The sequence below is a fragment of the uncultured Algibacter sp. genome (assembly GCF_947495925.1).
GTDB lineage: Bacteria > Bacteroidota > Bacteroidia > Flavobacteriales > Flavobacteriaceae > Algibacter_E.
On record NZ_CANMAU010000002.1, the window covers coordinates 202,266 to 219,510 of the forward strand.

Genomic DNA, 17,245 nt, shown 5'->3' on the forward strand with positions numbered 1-17,245 from the left:
TGGAGTTATAATAATTTGGAACTACTTGGACAGCGGAAGTTGAAGCGCAACTTTTTAGCAATATTGATCCGAACGTGTTAATGCTTTCTAATTTTAGAGAAGGCAACTTCTTTAGAATAGGCATTTTCAAAGTGTTTTTAGCTTCATATGCTTTTGCTTATAGCAAATTTAAAATGTCAAAAAACCTTCTTTTTTTCATAAAAAAAGCGTCCAAGAAATTGAACGCTTTGAAGCTTATAGATTTTTAATATTTTTATCTATTCATATTCTTTATTTGGTCCACAAAGTCATCCAAATCAGTACCATTACTTACTAATGTTAATGCCTTATCTACAATATATTTTACATTTACAGCATGAAAACCAAGTCCAACAGCAATCTTTTTCAAAAGTGATAATTCAGAGTCGTCCTTAATTTTATCAACATGCACCATTCTTACTAAATCGTATAAACGCTCCAAACGTTTATCATAAGATACTGGCGGGTTAATTGGGTGAGATTTGTAGTCTTTTAAAATCTGTTTATATTTTTCCTCACCAATATTTAGATTTTGCGCTAATCGATCTAAAAACGCTTGTTCGTCAGGGGTAATAACTCCATCATCCATAGCTACACGTACAATAGCCGCAAAATGGCTTTCATTTCGCTTCTTAAAACCTCCATCAAATAATTTCGAAAACGACATATATTTTATCTTTTTATATTGACACAAACGTACATATTTTTTTCATTTTTTATAGTATTCCACTTATTATTTTTTGGGCAGTACTTTACCTAGTTATGACTAGGCTTTGTGTTATCCTTTTTCTTTGCTGAACTTGTTTCAGAATCTCATGAAGTCAATTGCTTGTACAATGGTTCTTCTTTTAAGAAATGATACGTTTTCACAACGATGGATCTTACTACAAACCTTAAGATAAATTCGCAATAAAAAAGAATAATTAAGTTCCTAATAAATTAAACTTAAAAATAATCAAATCAAACCTTATATTTGCATTTCAAAAAAAAATTTAGGTGAGTACATCTGCCCTCTCTCAAACCTATAAACAGGCTTTGCAAACGCAAAATCTGCAAAATACTATTGCCAAAACCGAAAGTAAAATCCATTTAAAAGGTTTAGTAGGGTCATCTTTTTCTTTTATTATTTCGAGTATTTTTAAAGAAGCGAATAAGCCATTTCTTTTAGTTTTTAATGATAAAGAGGAAGCTGCACATTATTTAAACGATTTAGAGCAGCTGCTTAACGATAAAAATGTTTTATTTTATCCTGGAAGCTATAGGCGTCCGTATGATATTGAAGAAACAGATAATGCTAATGTCTTGCTACGTGCCGAGGTTTTAAATCGTATAAATTCTCAGAAAAAGCCTGCGGTAATTGTAACGTATCCTGATGCCTTATTTGAAAAGGTAGTGACACGAAAGGAGCTAGAGCGTAATACCCTTAAAGTTGGAATTAACGATAATCTATCTATCGATTTTGTAAACGAGGTATTGTTTGAATATCAATTTAAACGTGTAGATTTTGTTACAGAACCCGGTGAGTTTTCTGTGCGTGGTGGTATAGTAGATGTGTTTTCATTTTCTCACGATGAACCTTATCGGATTGAGTTTTTTGGTGATGAGGTAGATAGTATTAGAACCTTTGATGTTGAGACACAGTTGTCTGTTGAGCAAATCAAAAAAATCAGTATTATTCCTAATGTGGCCAATAAAATGGTTCAAGAAAGCCGACAAAGTTTTCTGAAATATATTGCGCAAAAAACGGTCATTTGTTTAAAAAACGCCGATTTTCTTTTTTCAAGAATAGATGGTTTTTATGCTAAAGCTGAAGGCGCTTTTAAAACACTTTCTTCAGATATTAAGCATGCTGAACCTAATGAATTGTTTTGTAATGCCGAGTTGCTGAAAAAGCAATTACTGGATTTTTCAATTATTGAATTTGGGGCCTCTCATGTATTTGATACAACTACAAGTATTGAATTTAACACCACGCCTCAGCCATCTTTTAATAAACAATTCAATCTTTTAATAGAAGACTTAAACGTCAATCATAATAAAGGTTATATTAACTATATAGCTTGTGTGAGTGAGCAGCAAGCAAAGCGTTTTCACGATATTTTTGATGATGTTGAAGAGGAGGTATCTTATCAAACCATCGTGCAATCTTTACATCAGGGATTTATAGATCATGATGCTAAAATTTTGTGTTATACAGATCATCAAATTTTTGAGCGATACCATAAGTTTCAGTTAAAAAATGGCTATGCCAAAAAGCAAGCGATTACGCTAAAAGAGTTAACCAATTTAGATATTGGAGATTATGTAACGCATATAGATCATGGTATTGGGCGTTTTGGAGGGTTACAGAAAATTGATGTAGAAGGGAAGAAGCAAGAAGCTATAAAACTGGTTTACGGTGAGCGTGACGTGTTGTACTTAAGTATTCATTCACTGCATAAAATCACCAAGTTTAACAGTAAAGACGGTAAACCTCCTAAAATTTATAAACTAGGAAGCAACGCTTGGAAAACCTTAAAACAAAAAACAAAGGCACGTGTTAAGCATGTGGCTTTTAATTTAATAAAACTTTACGCTAAGCGTAAAACCGAAAAAGGTTATCAGTATAACCCGGATAGTTATATGCAACATGAGTTGGAAGCTTCATTTATTTATGAAGATACACCAGATCAGAGTTCGGCAACTGCCGATATTAAAGCCGATATGGAAAGCGAACGCCCCATGGATCGTTTAGTATGTGGCGATGTTGGTTTTGGTAAAACAGAGGTGGCTATTCGCGCGGCATTTAAAGCTGTTGATAATGGCAAGCAGGTCGCTGTGTTAGTTCCAACAACCATACTGGCGTATCAACATGCAAGAACGTTTAGGCAGCGTTTAAAAGATTTCCCTGTTACCGTAGATTATGTAAATAGGTTTAGAACCGCCAAAGAAAAACGTGAAACTCTAGAAGGTTTAGAGCAAGGTAAAGTTGATATTATTATTGGAACGCATCAACTCGTCAATAAAAATGTTAAGTTTAAAAACTTAGGTCTTTTAATAGTTGATGAGGAGCAAAAATTTGGAGTTGCGGTAAAGGAAAAATTAAAAACGATTAAAGATAATGTTGATGTATTGACGTTAACCGCTACACCAATTCCTAGAACTTTGCAGTTTAGCTTAATGGCAGCACGAGATTTATCGGTTATAACAACACCGCCGCCTAATCGATATCCAATTGAAAGCCATGTTATCCGATTTAATGAAGAGTCTATAAGGGATGCTGTAAGTTATGAGATTGAACGTGGCGGGCAAATATTCTTTATTCATAACAGAATTGAAAACATAAAGGAAGTTGCTGGAATGATTCAAAGGCTGGTGCCTGATGCCAAAATAGGAATTGGCCATGGGCAAATGGATGGAAAGAAGCTAGAGCAACTTATGTTGGCTTTTATGGATGGAGCTTTTGATGTTTTGGTAAGTACGACAATTGTAGAAAGTGGTCTAGATGTGCCTAATGCGAATACGATATTTATTAATAATGCAAATAACTTTGGATTAAGTGATTTGCATCAAATGAGAGGTCGTGTAGGACGTAGTAACAAAAAAGCATTTTGCTATTTTATTACGCCGGAGTATTCTGCAATGACAGATGATGCCAGAAAGCGTATTACAGCACTTGAACAGTTTACAGAGTTAGGTAGTGGTTTTAATATCGCTATGAAAGATCTTGAAATTCGAGGAGCAGGAGATTTGTTAGGTGGTGAACAAAGCGGTTTTATAAATGAAATAGGTTTTGATACGTACCAGAAAATATTGAATGAAGCCATCGAGGAACTTAAAGAAAACGAGTTTAAAGATCTATATAATGAACCTGAGGAAGATAAGGTTTATGTTAAAGATGTTACTATTGATACTGATTTTGAGCTATTATTCCCAGATGGTTATGTGAATAATATTGCAGAAAGATTGAATCTTTATACGCAACTTAATAATTTAAAATCGGAAGATGAATTACATATCTTTGAAAAAGAATTGATTGATCGATTTGGGGAGTTGCCAGAGCAAGTGACCGATTTATTAAACAGTGTCCAAATTAAGTGGTTGGCAAGTAAAATTGGGTTTGAAAGAATGATAATGAAACAAGGTAAGTTAATAGGTTATTTTATTAATGATAAGCAAAGTAGTTTTTATCAAAGCCAAAGTTTTACAAAGGTTTTAAAGTTTGTGCAAACGAATGCAGCGGTATGTAAAATGAAAGAAAAGCAAACTAGAAACGGCTTAAGGCTGTTATTAACTTTTGAAAATATAAAATCTGTAAAACAAGCCTTAAATGCTTTACAGCCTATTGTGGCTTAATAATTGTTTTGAAAGAAATATGAAACGTCTAATTTTTATTGTGTTTTTAATTCCTGGACTTCTAATAGCCCAACATACTATTAAAGGTGTTTTTACTCCTGCTAAGGAATATAATATTGCACTATTATATAAAGTTACGCCAATAATATCTGAATATGTTGCAAATGCTGAAATACAGCCTGACGGAAGTTTTGAATTTAAGTTAGACTCAACTATAACAAAAGGAGTGTTCCGATTAGTTTATGCGGTACCTCAGGAAGATTATAATTTTGATATACTTTACAATGCAAAAGAGGATATTGAACTAAGTTTTAATTCTGAGACAGGAGTATCGTATAGTCAATCTGTTGAAAATAAGTTATTGAGTTCATATACCACTAGTATGTCTATGGTTACGCAAAGTATTGGTAATTATTTTAGGCAGAATAGTGGTGATACACTTGCTTTAAGTTCAATTTTTAAAACTCAAAAAGAAACACAGTTAAGCTATGAAGAAGCGGCAGAAGGAACTATTGCGCTTGAGTTTATAAAGGCCAATAAACCGTTCACCCCTAAGAAGGCTTTAGATGTGAAAAGTTATGTAAGTCAATTAAAAAAACACTATTTTGATCATGTAGATTTTAATAATTCAATACTTCAAAGTTCTAGTTTTCTGGATGAAAAAATGTTGAATTATGTTTTTGGAATGACAACCAAATCATTGGACGATACGGAGAATTATAAGGCCAATATTGATGTTGTTTGTAATGAAATGAAAGATGCACCAAATGAAGTTAAGCGTATTTTGTTATATGACTTATGGCAACAAATGGTGGATTTGAAAATAGAATCAGTAGCTAATTATATTTCAGAAAAATACTTAATGGATATTGCTGTGGCATTGAATGATCAAGAGCTTTTACATACTTTAATTCTTTACAAAGATCTTTCAAATGGTAGCGAAGCACCAGATTTTGCTTTAGGGCATCAGGAACAGAAGAATATAGATGGGAAGAATTTACTAGATATAAATTTAGCTAAAACTTACGTGCTTGTATTTTGGAGTACTGGATGCTCACATTGTTTAGATGAAGTGCCTCAACTTCAGGAATTCATGAAATCAAAAAATGAAATAAAAGTTATAGCTGTTGCCTTGGAAGATGAACCTAGTAAGTGGAACGAATTAAGTGAAACATACTCTGAGTTTATTCATGTTTATGGTGAAGGTAAATGGGACAATAAAATTGGGGATGACTATGGTATTACTTCCACGCCAACCTATTTCGTTTTAAATAAAAACAAAGAGATTATTGCTAAACCCGAAAATTTTGAAGGGGTTCAGGCATTTTTTGAGGATAGCAAAAAAGAAGAATAGATATGTTAGAAGTGATAAAAGGCGTTTTTTAAATGCTCAATATTAAAATCATTTCCCTCTTTTACAATAGCAACAATATCAAAGCGTACTTCAACATCTAAATTATTCTCAGTAATATATTTATCTACAGCTTTCACTAAGTTTTTTATTTGTTTTGGTTTTACAAAATCTTGTGGATTTCCAAAATCAGCTGTGGAACGGGTTTTTACTTCAATTATGGCTAGAATCTCATCTTTTTTAGCAATAATATCAACTTCAGCTTTATCAAAGCGATAATTTTGCTCAATAATAATGTAGTTGTTTTTAAGAAGAAAATCTACTGCAAGCTGTTCTCCTTTTTTGCCTAGTTCGTTGTGTTGTGCCATAATTACCCTCTAAACAAAAAGAAATCATCCTTCATATGTTCTATTTTACCGTCTTCGTTAGTGATAATATAGTCAATGGCTTGAGTGGTGAAATCTTCACCTTTTTCTGTTAACGAGACAATGTTCTTATCAAATTGAATCATATTGTTTTTAAGAGCTAAATCTAAAATGGTTTTAGAACGCACCTTTTGCCAATTTATATGTTCATTAAGATGGTTTACATGGCGTTCGCTTTCTTCAGAATGATTTTTTAGGTGTAACAAAAAGGTCAGGAGCGACACTTCAGTACGTTGTTGTTTCTCTCTATATAAAACAGCAATAACTCCTTTGTTATGAGCAAATAAATAAACAAATAAGAATACTATCCCCAACATGGTGGTAATCGATCCAGCAATAGAGGCGTCTAAACCATGTGCTAGCCAGTATCCTGAAATCGCGCAAAACACACCAAAGCCTATGGCGTAAAGTAACATGCGTTTTAAATTATTGGTTAATAAATAAGCGGTTGCTGCTGGAGCAATCATTAAGGCAACTACAAGTATGGCACCTACTGCATCAAAAGCTCCAACGGTTGTGATTGACGATACTGACATGAGTCCGTAATGAATTACTGCTGGAGAAAACCCTAATGAAGCTGCTAAACCCGCATCAAAAGTACTCACTTTTAATTCTTTAAAAAAGGCAATAAGGAGGCCTATGGTAACTATTAATATAATGCCAATAACCCATAGCGATTTTGGTCCAACATCCACTCCAGAAATAATAAGTCTGTCAAAAGGGGCGAAGGCTAATTCTCCTAATAATACGGCATCGACATCTAAATGCACATCGTTGGCGTTTTTGGCAATTAAAATTACTCCAATACTAAACAAAATAGGGAAAACTAAACCAATGGCGGTATCTTCTTTAACGAGCCCTGTTTTCTGAATGTATTCTACCAAAACCACCGTTAGAATTCCGGTAAGCGCTGCTAGTAATATTAATAAGGGTGAATTTAGATCTTGAGTTATAAAAAAACCAATAACAATACCAGGTAATATGGAATGACTAATGGCGTCACTAATCATCGCCATTTTTCGGAGAACTAAAAAGGTGCCTGGAATAGCGCAGGCAATGGCAACCAAACTGGCGATAAGTTGTATTTCAAATTGGGCGCTACTCATCATTCGAATTTTGTTGGTTATATAAGTTTGTTGCGGTTTTAAAGCCTTCTTCAGTTAAACTCCACATATTGCCATCTAGTTTAACATAATTTTTTCTAACTAATTTTTGAAGTGTTCTTTTAGTAAAACCCTGGAAATTGTTTAATATTTTAACGGTGTGCGGATGACTAATATTCTCATGCGTTTCAGCAATTCTAAACATGAACGTAAGTGTTTTGTGTAATTGAAGATCACGACGGTTTTTAATAAAACGTATCTGTTTAAAAAGTAATCCTCGACTTGGTGAAAAAATAAATGAAAACAACACAAATATTCCTGCTATAATGACAATTACGGGGCCTGTTGAAAGGTTGTTTTGAGTGGCGCTGATTGCTGTTCCAAAAACCCCTGAAAGAGCTCCGAAAATAGCGGCTAAAAATACCATCATACCAAGGCTATTGGTCCATTGTCTCGCTGCTGCCGCAGGAGCTAATAGCATGGCACTCATTAAAACAACACCTACGGTTTGTAGGCCTAATACTGTAGCTAGTACGATAAAGGTTGTTATTAGTATGTCTATAAATTTTGTGTTGAATCCTAAGGTTTTGGTATAATCTGCATCGAAGAGGAGTATTTTGAATTCTTTCCAAAATAATAAAAGGACTAGTAGGCAGGCACCAGTTACTATGGTCATCATCCAAACATCACTTTCTACTAAAGTGGCTGCTTGGCCAAATAAATATTTATCAAGCCCAGCTTGATTGGCGTTAGGTTGTTTTTGTATGAAGGTAAGTAAGAGCATTCCAAACCCAAAAAATAAGGAAAGAATGAGGCCTAGCGCTGTATCTGATTTTAAATGTGTTTTACTAATTATGCCCCGAATCCAAAAAGTTCCAATAAGGCCACTAACTAAAGCCCCTAATAATAAAATATTACTGTCCTTAGCACCTGTAATTAAAAAGGCAATGGCAATGCCAGGAAGCGCTGCATGTGAAATAGCATCACCCAAAAGACTTTGTTTTCGCAAGACTGCAAAACTACCTAGCATACCTGTTACCGCTCCTAAAATGGCGGTTCCAAGGGTAATGGTTCTTAAGGTATAGTCTGAAAAGACAAGTCTTATGTATTCTGCTATGTCCATGAATTATTCCTGAATACTTACTTTATAATTTATTCCATAGGTTTTTGTGAGGTTATCATCATTGAAGATGTCTTTTACAGGTCCCGTTGCTATTTTCTTAACATTTAAAAAGGTGACCCAATCAAAGTATTCGGGAACCGTTTGTAAGTCATGATGAACTACAATAACCGTTTTTCCTGCTTTTCGGAGTTCTTTTAAAATGTTGATGATTGCAATTTCTGTTGTAGCGTCAACCCCTTGAAACGGTTCATCCATGAAATAGATTGACGCGTTTTGCACTAAAGCGCGGGCTAGGAATATACGCTGTTGTTGTCCGCCTGAAAGCTGACTAATTTGCCGGTTTTTAAAAGCCAACATGCCTACTTTTTCTAAAGCTTCTAAAGCTTCTTTTTTTTCTTTTTGCCCTGGACGTTTTATCCAACCTAAACTCCCGTAGGTACCCATCATTACCACATCAAGAGCAGTGGTTGGAAAATCCCAGTCAACACTTCCTTTTTGCGGTACATAAGCGACCAAATGGCGTTGTTTAGCATAGCTCATTCCAAAAATTTCAACACTTCCTGCTATGGGTTTTAAAATGCCTAAAATAGATTTTATAAGTGTAGATTTGCCGGCACCATTTGGGCCAACAATAGCCATAAGCACGCCTTCTGGTATTTCTAAGTCAATATCCCATAATACTGGTTTGTAGTTATAAGCTACTGTTAAATCATCAACTTTTACGGCTATATTTTTACTCATAAAATTTTGTTTTAGCCCTGATAGAAGCGGCATCCTTTTTTGAGGTACGAGAAAAAGATACAGCCGATAGCAGGAAAAAGCTTCAAATATTTTTACTTTAAAGCATTGACTATTGTATTTACGTTATAACTAAACATGCCAATATAAGTGCCTTCAATGGTTCCTGAATTACCTAAAGCATCAGAATATAAAGATCCTCCAATTGTAACGTTATGTCCCTTTGAATTTACGGCAGCTTGCAAAGCTTCTATAGTACGCTTTGGCACCGAACTTTCAATAAATATGGCCTTTACATGGTTCTCAATTATAAAATTTGATAGTTTTTGAACGTCTTGAACTCCGGCTTCTGTAGCTGTTGATAATCCTTGCAGACCAACAACTTCAAATCCATATGCTTTTCCAAAATAGTTAAAGGCGTCATGTGCTGTTACTAAAATACGTTTTTCTTTAGGAAGTGTGCTAACCGCAGTTTGTATCTCCAATTTTAAAGCTTCCAATTGTTTTATGTATTTGGCACCATTTGCTTTGAAAACCTGTTCTTGCTCCGGAATAGCTTCAGCTAGCTTCTGTACAACAAACTGTGTTGCTTGAATCCAATAATCTGTATTAAACCATATGTGCGGATCATAATTGGAGGCAAAGTATTCTGAACCAATCAATGTGCTTTTATCTAAGGCATCAGAAATGGCAATGGTTTTTATCTGTTTCATTTTCTCGAAAACCTCGACTAATTTCCCTTCTAGGTGAAGGCCATTGTAAAAAATGATATCTGCATTCGCTAATTTTGTGACATCGCCTTCACTGGCTTTATATAAGTGCGGATCTACACCACTGCCCATTAAACCTTGAAGGTTAGTGTGGTCTCCTGCAATGTTTTTTACTAAATCAGTAATCATTGAGGTAGTCGTAACAACATTAAGTTTTCCATTGGCATTTTTTTCGTTTTTACAATTGAAAAAGGCTAGCGGAAGAATTAATAAGAAGAGAATATGTTTCATGTGTTATAGTTAATTTAATGTAAATCTTAATCCGAAAAATAGGCGTCTGCCCTGGTTTGGAGCATAAACATATGAGGGGTCAAAGGTTAAAGCATATGGGTTGTTATCAGTTGGTAGTACACCACCTGGTTGTACAATTATGGTTTGTCCGGTAGCCGGGCTAGTGGCTGAGACAGGTTGGTCTGTTTCATTAAAATCTACTTCTTTATCAAAAGGGTCTTCTGATCGCGCAATAATAAAAGGATTCCCTTCATTTGGCGTCCAATTAAGTAGGTTTTTTATCCCAGCATATATTTCAAAATTATTAAAGCCATTGTAGGTAAATTGAATATTTTGAATACTCCAAGTGGGTGAGTATTCTTGACGTGGATCTAATTCGCCTAATAGTGGTAAACGCATGGGCCCATAAAGATTTCCCGTATAGTCTACCGTTATGTTAGTAGGGTAGTGTCTATATGATAAGGACCAAACAGCGGAATAACTTTCGGTTAGTATTTGTTTGGTTTTTATACCATCTTCTTCCTTAGAAACGTCTTGTATTGTCCCGCCTATAGATCCTCTAATACCACTGCCAAAAACAGCGTCAATATTAACGCTAATACCTTTTGTAGTTGAAAAACCATCTAGGTTTCTGTAAAATATTTTATTTGGGTCGGTGTCATAATCTGGGATTATGGCATTCGTGAAATAGGTATAGAATGCAGAGGCATCAAAGGTAAACAACATGCCGTTTTTAATATAAAGCTTCTTGAGGTAATTGAGGGTAACATTATAAGATTGCTCAGGTTCTAATTCGCCTTCAATAATAACATCTCTGGCGCCCGTTAATGCGGCGTGTTCTTCAGTAAATAGATTAACCACTCTAAATCCCGTACCGGCATTAAGTCTTATAATATCATCTTCAGTTGGTTTAAATCTATAGGCTATACGTGGTGTGAAAATGGAACCATGTCTGCTATCATAATCATATCGCGTTCCCAAAAGTAGCCGCTGTTTTGGGCTCAGGGTGATTTCATCTTGAGCAAAAAGAGAAGGGATAACAACTTCATCAGCATTTACTGTAGCGGGAGTATTATCATCGTAATAATTATATCTTCCAGCCATACCAAAAAGAAAGTCGTGGTGTTTTAGTGGTTTATCCCAAATGAGTTGACCGAAACCAATACGTTGTTTTGCTAAATAAGGTGTGTCACCATATACAGAATTCTGATCGTGATCTGAATATGAAAATTGGAAGATCATATTTTCTTCAACGGGTAGTTGGTAATTACCAATAAGCTCATAGCGGGAGGTGTAAATGCTTTCTCCATAAACGGCGTCACCACCTCTAAAACTTTTATTCCATTGCATTTCTCCGCCCCATCTGTCTTCATAAAAATAGCGACCTGCCAGAGAGAATAGTTTGTTGCTTTTACGTTTAAAACTCCATTTCTGAAAAATTGAAATACGATCTTGCAAGGTGACATCAGTGAAGTTGTCCTGGTTGTTGTCAATGGGATTAGAATAATTGAAATAATTTACTCCCATGAGTAAATTAGCCTTTTTCCCAACATTAGCTTTAAAACCTAAGTCCACATTTAACTCGCCCCAACCGCTAATAAACGTGTCTCCAAAGAACATGGGTGCGTGTTCAGGTAGTTTAGTGATAATATTAATTAATCCTCCAACCGCTTCACTGCCATAAAGCGAGGATGCTGGACCTTTTACAATTTCCACTTGATCTATAAGAGAATTTGGAATTCCAGATAAACCGTATACGGTAGATAACCCACTAACAATAGGCATACCGTCAATTAAAACAAGGGTGTAAGGCCCCTCAAGGCCATTGATATGAATGTCGCCCGTATTACAGACATTGCAATTAAGTTGAGGTCTAACGCCGTTAACATTTTGTAAGGCTTCAAAAATATTTGGCGTGGGATTTTTTTTGAAAAAGGCAGGGGTATATACCTCTACAGGTACAGGACTTTCAAGGCGAGACACGGCTTTTAATGTCCCTGTCACTATTACTTCATTTAGACTTTCTGATTCTTGAAGTTCAAAATTTACCGTATTGGTTTTTCCAGCTGCTATTGAAATTTGTTTTTCAACATTTTTGAAACCAGTGAAAGAGGCAACTATAGTATAAGAACCATTTGGCACATTTGTTATGCTGAAGTTCCCGTTGTCATTACTTGAACTGCCTTTGGTTGTATTCTTAAGAAATATATTGACATAAGGCAGCGGCATACCATCAGATGTTGTTCTACCTTTAATTGTCTGGCCATGCAAACCACATGACACCATTAAAAAACAAAGGGTGTTTTTAATTATTTTCATTAACATAGATTATAGAACTGAAATCTTGATTTAGTAAAATGGTATTGTTTTTTACTAAAATCTGGGTCATTTTATTATTACTGAATTGTTTGGATACAAAAACAGTATTGCTATACTTAAGTTCATTGAGTGCGCAGAACTCGAAAAACTCTTTATCGTCGCTCATTAAGCGCGAAATAATGTAAGTCTTGCCTTCTTCAGCTTGTGATAATGCTATAGACGTATCAATCGTTGTGATTTCACCATGTTCATTAGGAATAGGGTCACCATGCGGGTCAAATTTAGGATGACCTAAATAGGCACTGATTTTATTGGCTAATAAATCTGATGTTTGGTGTTCAAGAAGTTCGGCCTCCTTATGGATATCATGTAATGATAAATCAAATAATTTGAAAAGTAAGGCTTCCCATAAACGATGCTTTCGTACAACATTAAGGGCCATTTTAGTGCCCTTATCAGTTAATTTAAGTTCTTGGTATTTCTTGTAATGTAATAAGTCTTTGGCAGAAAGTTTTTTTGCCATATCCGTGGCAGCGGCATTTGAAATACCGAGTTCCTTGGCTATATTACCCGGTTTGGTGTCGTTATTATCTCTTTTGCCATTTTTGTAAATGGCCTTAACAAAGTTTTCAATTGCAGTTGACATTCGTTTCGCTTTAATTAATATTTAAGCTTGCTTAAATATTTTACAAATGTAACTAAAAAAATAAAGGTTCTGCTTTTTTTTATAAAAAACAGAACCTTTAAAAAGATTTATTTTAAAATGAATTAAAGTTTAAACTTAACGTCTTCGCGTATAAACTTGGGGAATTTGGTTATCGGTGTTAGTGTCATATTTTTATAATAGCACTCGGCAGCTTCCGATTGAATTTGTATTTGTCCTTCGGTTAGCGGTTTTTTCGTTTCCGGGTTAATCGCATTTTCAACAACCATGACTACTTTGCCGTTAACGACATGTACAGCATTATTGCCAACAACATAAAGCTCTAAATGATTCCAGTTTCCATGAGGTGTTTGAGGTTCCAGATAGGCGTGTATATACCCTTTACCCTCAAAATAAGTATCAAAATTTGGGTCGTACTGCTTTTTTTCAGAATTGGTGTTCCCTCTAATTTGAACTATTGGGCCCCCAGGGTTTGGTTTAATTGAATTCGCAGGTAATGAAATAAAATCTCCTAGATCTGTTTCCTGAACCTGAAACTCTAAACAGGTTTTCCATGTATTCCAGAACCTGCCATGATCGCCATAACTATGATATAAAATACCAGAGTCTTTTTTTTGTTTAAGCCTTGGTTCCCATTTTTTGTTACCCCATTTAAACATCGTGCTAAAATGATAATTACTATAGTTGTCTTTAGTAGTAATGCATCCATATATTTCTCCACTAATATTGAGAATAGTTTCTCCGTGAATATTGGTGGTTGTGAAAACGTTTTTTAAGTCATTATTGATTCCTAGAGGAACACCTTTAGTTACATCTTCTGATTTTGGTGTGTCTTTGGAAAGCCCTATAACCGTTTCATGCGGAACACCTATAAATTTTTCAAAATGACTGAGATTAGCATCTAATAAATTAATAGTAGTTGCTTTTTTTTGAGCAACAACAGAGGTCATAACCAGTGAAAAAAGTATAATTAAGGGTTTAGGATATAGTATCATTAGTTCATTTTTTTATGAATACTTCCAAATTTAACTGAAAAAATTGTAAGTTTAAGTAAGTTTATCTCTTAATAAAAACAATTATGGTAATGAAGACATTTAAAAGTGAAATCCTTTGTTTAAAGACAGTTGTATTGTTGATTATGGTGGGACTACTATCTTATAATGGGTTTGCTCAAGAGTTGACTAAAAAAGAATTGAAACAGCAAAAGAAAGTTGAACAGGAAAAGGAGTTTTCAGCTTTAGTAGAAAGTAAAACCTTTGTGTTTGTTGGACGTAGAGCTATATCGAGCAGAGGTAGGTCAATAGATCTTACTACGAATCAAAATTATTTAAAGTTTAGTCCTGAACTCGTGGATAGTAGTATGCCCTTTTTTGGTGAATCTACTGGGGCAGGACACTATGGGAGTGCTGATGTTGGATTAACATTCAAAGGCAAGCCCGAAAAATACAATATTGATAAAACAAAAGGTAAATATAAAATACAGGTTGTGGTTAAAGATAGTAATGATACTTATGAAATTAATATAACCGGAACAGCAGGGAATTCAACCTTAACCATAATGAGTAACAGAAAGAGTTTAATGACCTATAATGGAGATATATCCAAGGGTTTATAAATTTTTGCTGTTTATTTTAAAGCCTATCACTGCCCATTAATGACATCCACAGTCATCTTTACCACAAGCTTTTTTAGCAGTGCTTTTTTTCCATATAAATTTTTTCATCAGAAAAGCGATAGCAGCAGCTATAGCTGCGAAGACAAGTATGTTTTGAATTATAGTATTCATAGGCACTTAGTCTGATATTAATAATACTTATTTTAAAAACTGAAACGCTATCAGTGCTACAATATAAGCAAAAACTGTCATTATAATTAATTGTAAAACAGGCCATTTCCAGCTATTTGTCTCTCTTTTAACAATAGCTAGAGTACTCATACATTGCATGGCGAATGCATAAAATAACAAAAGCGAGATACCCGAAGCAAATGTGAATAGCGGTCCTCCTAAGGTGGGGTTTGTTTCTGCGGCCATTCTATTCTTTATTGTCTCTTCATCATCATTTCCAACACTGTATATGGTTGCTAAAGTACCTACAAATACCTCGCGTGCTGCAAATGAACTTACAATCGCAATGCCTATTTTCCAATCATAACCCAAGGGTCTAATGGAAGGCTCAATAGCTCGCCCAGTAATACCAATATAAGAATGTTCTAATTTGTGAGATGCAATTTTCTTTTGTATTTCAGCCTCTTCTAAGTGTTCTGAAGCGTATTCAGTCCTAATTATTTCTTCTGCATTATTAAACGCTTCCCCTGGGCCATAAGAAGCCAAAAACCAAAGAATTATTGAAATTGCTAAAATGATTTTACCAGCACCAAAAACAAAGGCCTTAGTCTTTTCAATGACTGTTAACGCTACATTTTTGAATAAGGGAAGTTTGTAATTAGGCATTTCAATAACAAAGAAGGACTTGCTTTTAATTTTAAGGACTTTGTTTAGGACATAAGCCGATAATACGGCTGTTCCAAACCCTAGCAAATACAAGAGCATTAGGGTTAATGCCTGATACCCTAATCCAAAAAATCGGCCCTCAGGAATTACTAATGAAATAATAATTAAATAAACAGGTAACCTTGCGGAACATGTGGTAAAAGGCGTGACTAAAATAGTAATTAAACGTTCTTTCCAACTTTCAATATTTCGTGTGGCCATAATGGCTGGTATAGCGCATGCGGTTCCAGATATAAGGGGTACAACACTTTTTCCGCTTAAGCCAAATCGGCGCATGATTCTATCCATTAAGAAAACGACGCGACTCATATAGCCACTTTCTTCTAGCACTGCTATAAACAAAAATAGAAAGGCTATCTGTGGAATAAAAATAACAATCCCACCAAGCCCAGGGATAATACCTTCAGAAATCAAATTTGTAAACGCTCCTGGCGGTAACATATTTTTAGTCCATTCACTCAGCGAGGCAAATGCACTATCAATCAAATCCATTGGTACGTTAGCCCAATCATAAATCGCTTGAAATATGGTGAGTAAAATAAAAAAGAATATAACATATCCCCAGAACTTATGCGTTAAAACCCGATCTAGTTTTGATCTTAAATCTTTGGCTTTCGATGCGTCAATAGTTTGTCCAGCTTTGAGAACATTATTAATATACTGATAGCGTTTTATGGTTTCTTTTTGCTGTAAACGCTTTAAATCTGTGGAACTTTTAGTTTTAAAATCGGATACCGCATCAAATTCATTCCTGCTGGTTTTTCCAAAATTTACATCTTGGGTAATTACTAGCCAAAGTTTGTATAGTAGTTGGTTAGGAAAGGCTTTATGCAGGTTTTCAAAATAGTTAGTGTCAATGGATTTTATGTCTAAACACGCTTTTACAGAAATATCCTTATAATTTGTAATTAGCTGTTTTAACTTGTCAATACCCTCGTTCTTTCGTGTGCTTATCAAAGCTATTTTGGTATGTAGCTGTTCCTCTAAGTGTTCAATATCTAGTGAAATGCCTTTGTAGCTCATGCGGTCAGCCATGTTAATGACTAACAGTGTTGGGATTTGTAAATCTTTTATCTGTGTAAAAAGAAGTAAGTTTCGTTTTAAGTTTTCTACGTCAGTGATAACCACAGCAATATCTGGGAAGTCTTTGTCATTTTGATTTAATAATAATTCGATGACAACATTTTCATCTAGCGAAGAGGCATTTAAACTGTAGGTTCCTGGTAAATCAATAATATGAGCTTTAACGCCCCTAGGTAATTTACAAACACCTTCTTTTTTTTCAACGGTTATCCCTGGGTAGTTCCCTACTTTTTGGTTTAACCCAGTAAGTGCATTAAAGACTGAGGTTTTTCCTGTATTGGGATTCCCAATAAGCGCTACATTGATCTGTTTACTCATTAGTTACTTTTTCAATTAATATGTGAGCAGCGGTTTCTTTTCTGATTGCTAAATGAGACCCATTAATATTTAAGTACATGGGGTCTTGAAAAGGTGCCAATTGAACAAGTTTTACTGGGGTGCCAGGTAAACAACCCATTTCTAGGAGTTTTAATGGGATATGAAAAGAAGAAACATCAGTAATTATAGCCTTTTCTCCCCGTTTTAATTCTGCTAAAGTATCCTGCAAGCTTATTTAGATTGATTTTAAAGAAC

Annotated in this window: 14 protein-coding genes; 3 read left to right on the top strand and 11 right to left on the bottom strand. The window is 34.8% G+C overall.

What is annotated here, in order from left to right; genetic code table 11:
* Positions 1-253: 253 nt before the first annotated feature.
* Positions 254-685 (bottom strand): TerB family tellurite resistance protein, encoded by a 432-nt coding sequence (locus tag Q0857_RS04220; RefSeq protein WP_298532513.1) that lies wholly within the window; start codon positions 683-685, stop codon positions 254-256.
* Between the two features lie 329 nt (positions 686-1,014).
* Between Q0857_RS04220 and mfd the strand changes: the two genes are divergently transcribed.
* Together mfd and Q0857_RS04230 are read left to right on the top strand one after the other, a co-directional pair.
* Positions 1,015-4,353 (top strand): transcription-repair coupling factor, encoded by a 3,339-nt coding sequence (gene mfd / locus Q0857_RS04225; protein ID WP_298532515.1) that lies wholly within the window; start codon positions 1,015-1,017, stop codon positions 4,351-4,353.
* 19 nt (positions 4,354-4,372) lie between these two features.
* Positions 4,373-5,707 (top strand): TlpA disulfide reductase family protein, encoded by a 1,335-nt coding sequence (locus Q0857_RS04230; protein WP_298532517.1) that lies wholly within the window; start codon positions 4,373-4,375, stop codon positions 5,705-5,707.
* Between the two features lie 5 nt (positions 5,708-5,712).
* On the opposite strand, the gene Q0857_RS04235 is transcribed toward Q0857_RS04230, so the two are convergent.
* From Q0857_RS04235 to Q0857_RS04270, 8 genes are all read right to left on the bottom strand, one after another.
* Positions 5,713-6,072 carry a YraN family protein gene (locus tag Q0857_RS04235; RefSeq protein ID WP_298532518.1) on the bottom strand — a complete coding sequence of 120 codons (360 nt, stop codon included), beginning with the start codon at positions 6,070-6,072 and terminating at the stop codon, positions 5,713-5,715.
* Positions 6,073-6,074: 2 nt separating this feature from the next.
* Positions 6,075-7,235 carry a metal ABC transporter permease gene (locus Q0857_RS04240; RefSeq protein WP_298533116.1) on the bottom strand — a complete coding sequence of 387 codons (1,161 nt, stop codon included), beginning with the start codon at positions 7,233-7,235 and terminating at the stop codon, positions 6,075-6,077.
* A complete protein-coding gene (locus tag Q0857_RS04245; protein ID WP_298532520.1) occupies positions 7,228-8,355 on the bottom strand; it encodes a metal ABC transporter permease in 1,128 nt (375 codons plus the stop codon). The genes Q0857_RS04240 and Q0857_RS04245 overlap by 8 nt, the downstream gene beginning before the upstream one ends.
* Positions 8,356-8,358: 3 nt before the next feature.
* Positions 8,359-9,096 (bottom strand): metal ABC transporter ATP-binding protein, encoded by a 738-nt coding sequence (locus tag Q0857_RS04250; RefSeq protein ID WP_298532522.1) that lies wholly within the window; start codon positions 9,094-9,096, stop codon positions 8,359-8,361.
* A 92-nt stretch (positions 9,097-9,188) separates the two neighbouring features.
* Entirely contained in the window at positions 9,189-10,094 is a 906-nt protein-coding gene (locus tag Q0857_RS04255; RefSeq protein WP_298532523.1) for a zinc ABC transporter substrate-binding protein, read from the bottom strand.
* Between the two features lie 9 nt (positions 10,095-10,103).
* Positions 10,104-12,413, bottom strand: a complete 2,310-nt coding sequence (locus Q0857_RS04260) for a TonB-dependent receptor (RefSeq protein WP_298532525.1) — start codon at positions 12,411-12,413, stop codon at positions 10,104-10,106.
* Positions 12,400-13,059, bottom strand: coding sequence for a metal-dependent transcriptional regulator (locus Q0857_RS04265; protein WP_298532527.1), 660 nt, complete (start codon positions 13,057-13,059; stop codon positions 12,400-12,402). The genes Q0857_RS04260 and Q0857_RS04265 overlap by 14 nt, the downstream gene beginning before the upstream one ends.
* A 122-nt stretch (positions 13,060-13,181) precedes the next feature.
* A complete protein-coding gene (locus Q0857_RS04270) occupies positions 13,182-14,072 on the bottom strand; it encodes a family 16 glycoside hydrolase (protein WP_298532528.1) in 891 nt (296 codons plus the stop codon).
* An 89-nt stretch (positions 14,073-14,161) separates the two neighbouring features.
* On the opposite strand from Q0857_RS04270, the gene Q0857_RS04275 reads away from it, so the two are divergent.
* Positions 14,162-14,692, top strand: a complete 531-nt coding sequence (locus Q0857_RS04275; protein ID WP_298532530.1) for a DUF4251 domain-containing protein — start codon at positions 14,162-14,164, stop codon at positions 14,690-14,692.
* A gap of 198 nt (positions 14,693-14,890) precedes the next feature.
* On the opposite strand, the gene feoB is transcribed toward Q0857_RS04275, so the two are convergent.
* Both feoB and Q0857_RS04290 read right to left on the bottom strand, forming a co-directional pair.
* Complete coding sequence (feoB, locus tag Q0857_RS04285) at positions 14,891-16,990, bottom strand: ferrous iron transport protein B (protein ID WP_298532533.1); 2,100 nt, start codon at positions 16,988-16,990, stop codon at positions 14,891-14,893.
* Entirely contained in the window at positions 16,983-17,219 is a 237-nt protein-coding gene (locus Q0857_RS04290; protein WP_298532535.1) for a FeoA family protein, read from the bottom strand. Before Q0857_RS04290 ends, feoB begins: the two co-directional genes overlap by 8 nt.
* Positions 17,220-17,245 lie beyond the last annotated feature (26 nt).

What these genes read in the sequence shown, in the direction of transcription:
- Q0857_RS04230 (WP_298532517.1), top strand. Translation starts at nt 4,373, where the DNA reads ATGAAACGTCTAATTTTTATTGTGTTTTTAATTCCTGGACTTCTAATA.
- Q0857_RS04235 (WP_298532518.1), bottom strand. Translation starts at nt 6,072, where the DNA reads ATGGCACAACACAACGAACTAGGCAAAAAAGGAGAACAGCTTGCAGTA.
- Q0857_RS04250 (WP_298532522.1), bottom strand. Translation starts at nt 9,096, where the DNA reads ATGAGTAAAAATATAGCCGTAAAAGTTGATGATTTAACAGTAGCTTAT.
- feoB (WP_298532533.1), bottom strand. Translation starts at nt 16,990, where the DNA reads ATGAGTAAACAGATCAATGTAGCGCTTATTGGGAATCCCAATACAGGA.
- Q0857_RS04265 (WP_298532527.1), bottom strand. Translation starts at nt 13,059, where the DNA reads ATGTCAACTGCAATTGAAAACTTTGTTAAGGCCATTTACAAAAATGGC.
- Q0857_RS04275 (WP_298532530.1), top strand. Translation starts at nt 14,162, where the DNA reads ATGAAGACATTTAAAAGTGAAATCCTTTGTTTAAAGACAGTTGTATTG.
- Q0857_RS04240 (WP_298533116.1), bottom strand. Translation starts at nt 7,235, where the DNA reads ATGAGTAGCGCCCAATTTGAAATACAACTTATCGCCAGTTTGGTTGCC.
- Q0857_RS04245 (WP_298532520.1), bottom strand. Translation starts at nt 8,355, where the DNA reads ATGGACATAGCAGAATACATAAGACTTGTCTTTTCAGACTATACCTTA.
- Q0857_RS04220 (WP_298532513.1), bottom strand. Translation starts at nt 685, where the DNA reads ATGTCGTTTTCGAAATTATTTGATGGAGGTTTTAAGAAGCGAAATGAA.
- Q0857_RS04260 (WP_298532525.1), bottom strand. Translation starts at nt 12,413, where the DNA reads ATGAAAATAATTAAAAACACCCTTTGTTTTTTAATGGTGTCATGTGGT.
- Q0857_RS04270 (WP_298532528.1), bottom strand. Translation starts at nt 14,072, where the DNA reads ATGATACTATATCCTAAACCCTTAATTATACTTTTTTCACTGGTTATG.
- Q0857_RS04255 (WP_298532523.1), bottom strand. Translation starts at nt 10,094, where the DNA reads ATGAAACATATTCTCTTCTTATTAATTCTTCCGCTAGCCTTTTTCAAT.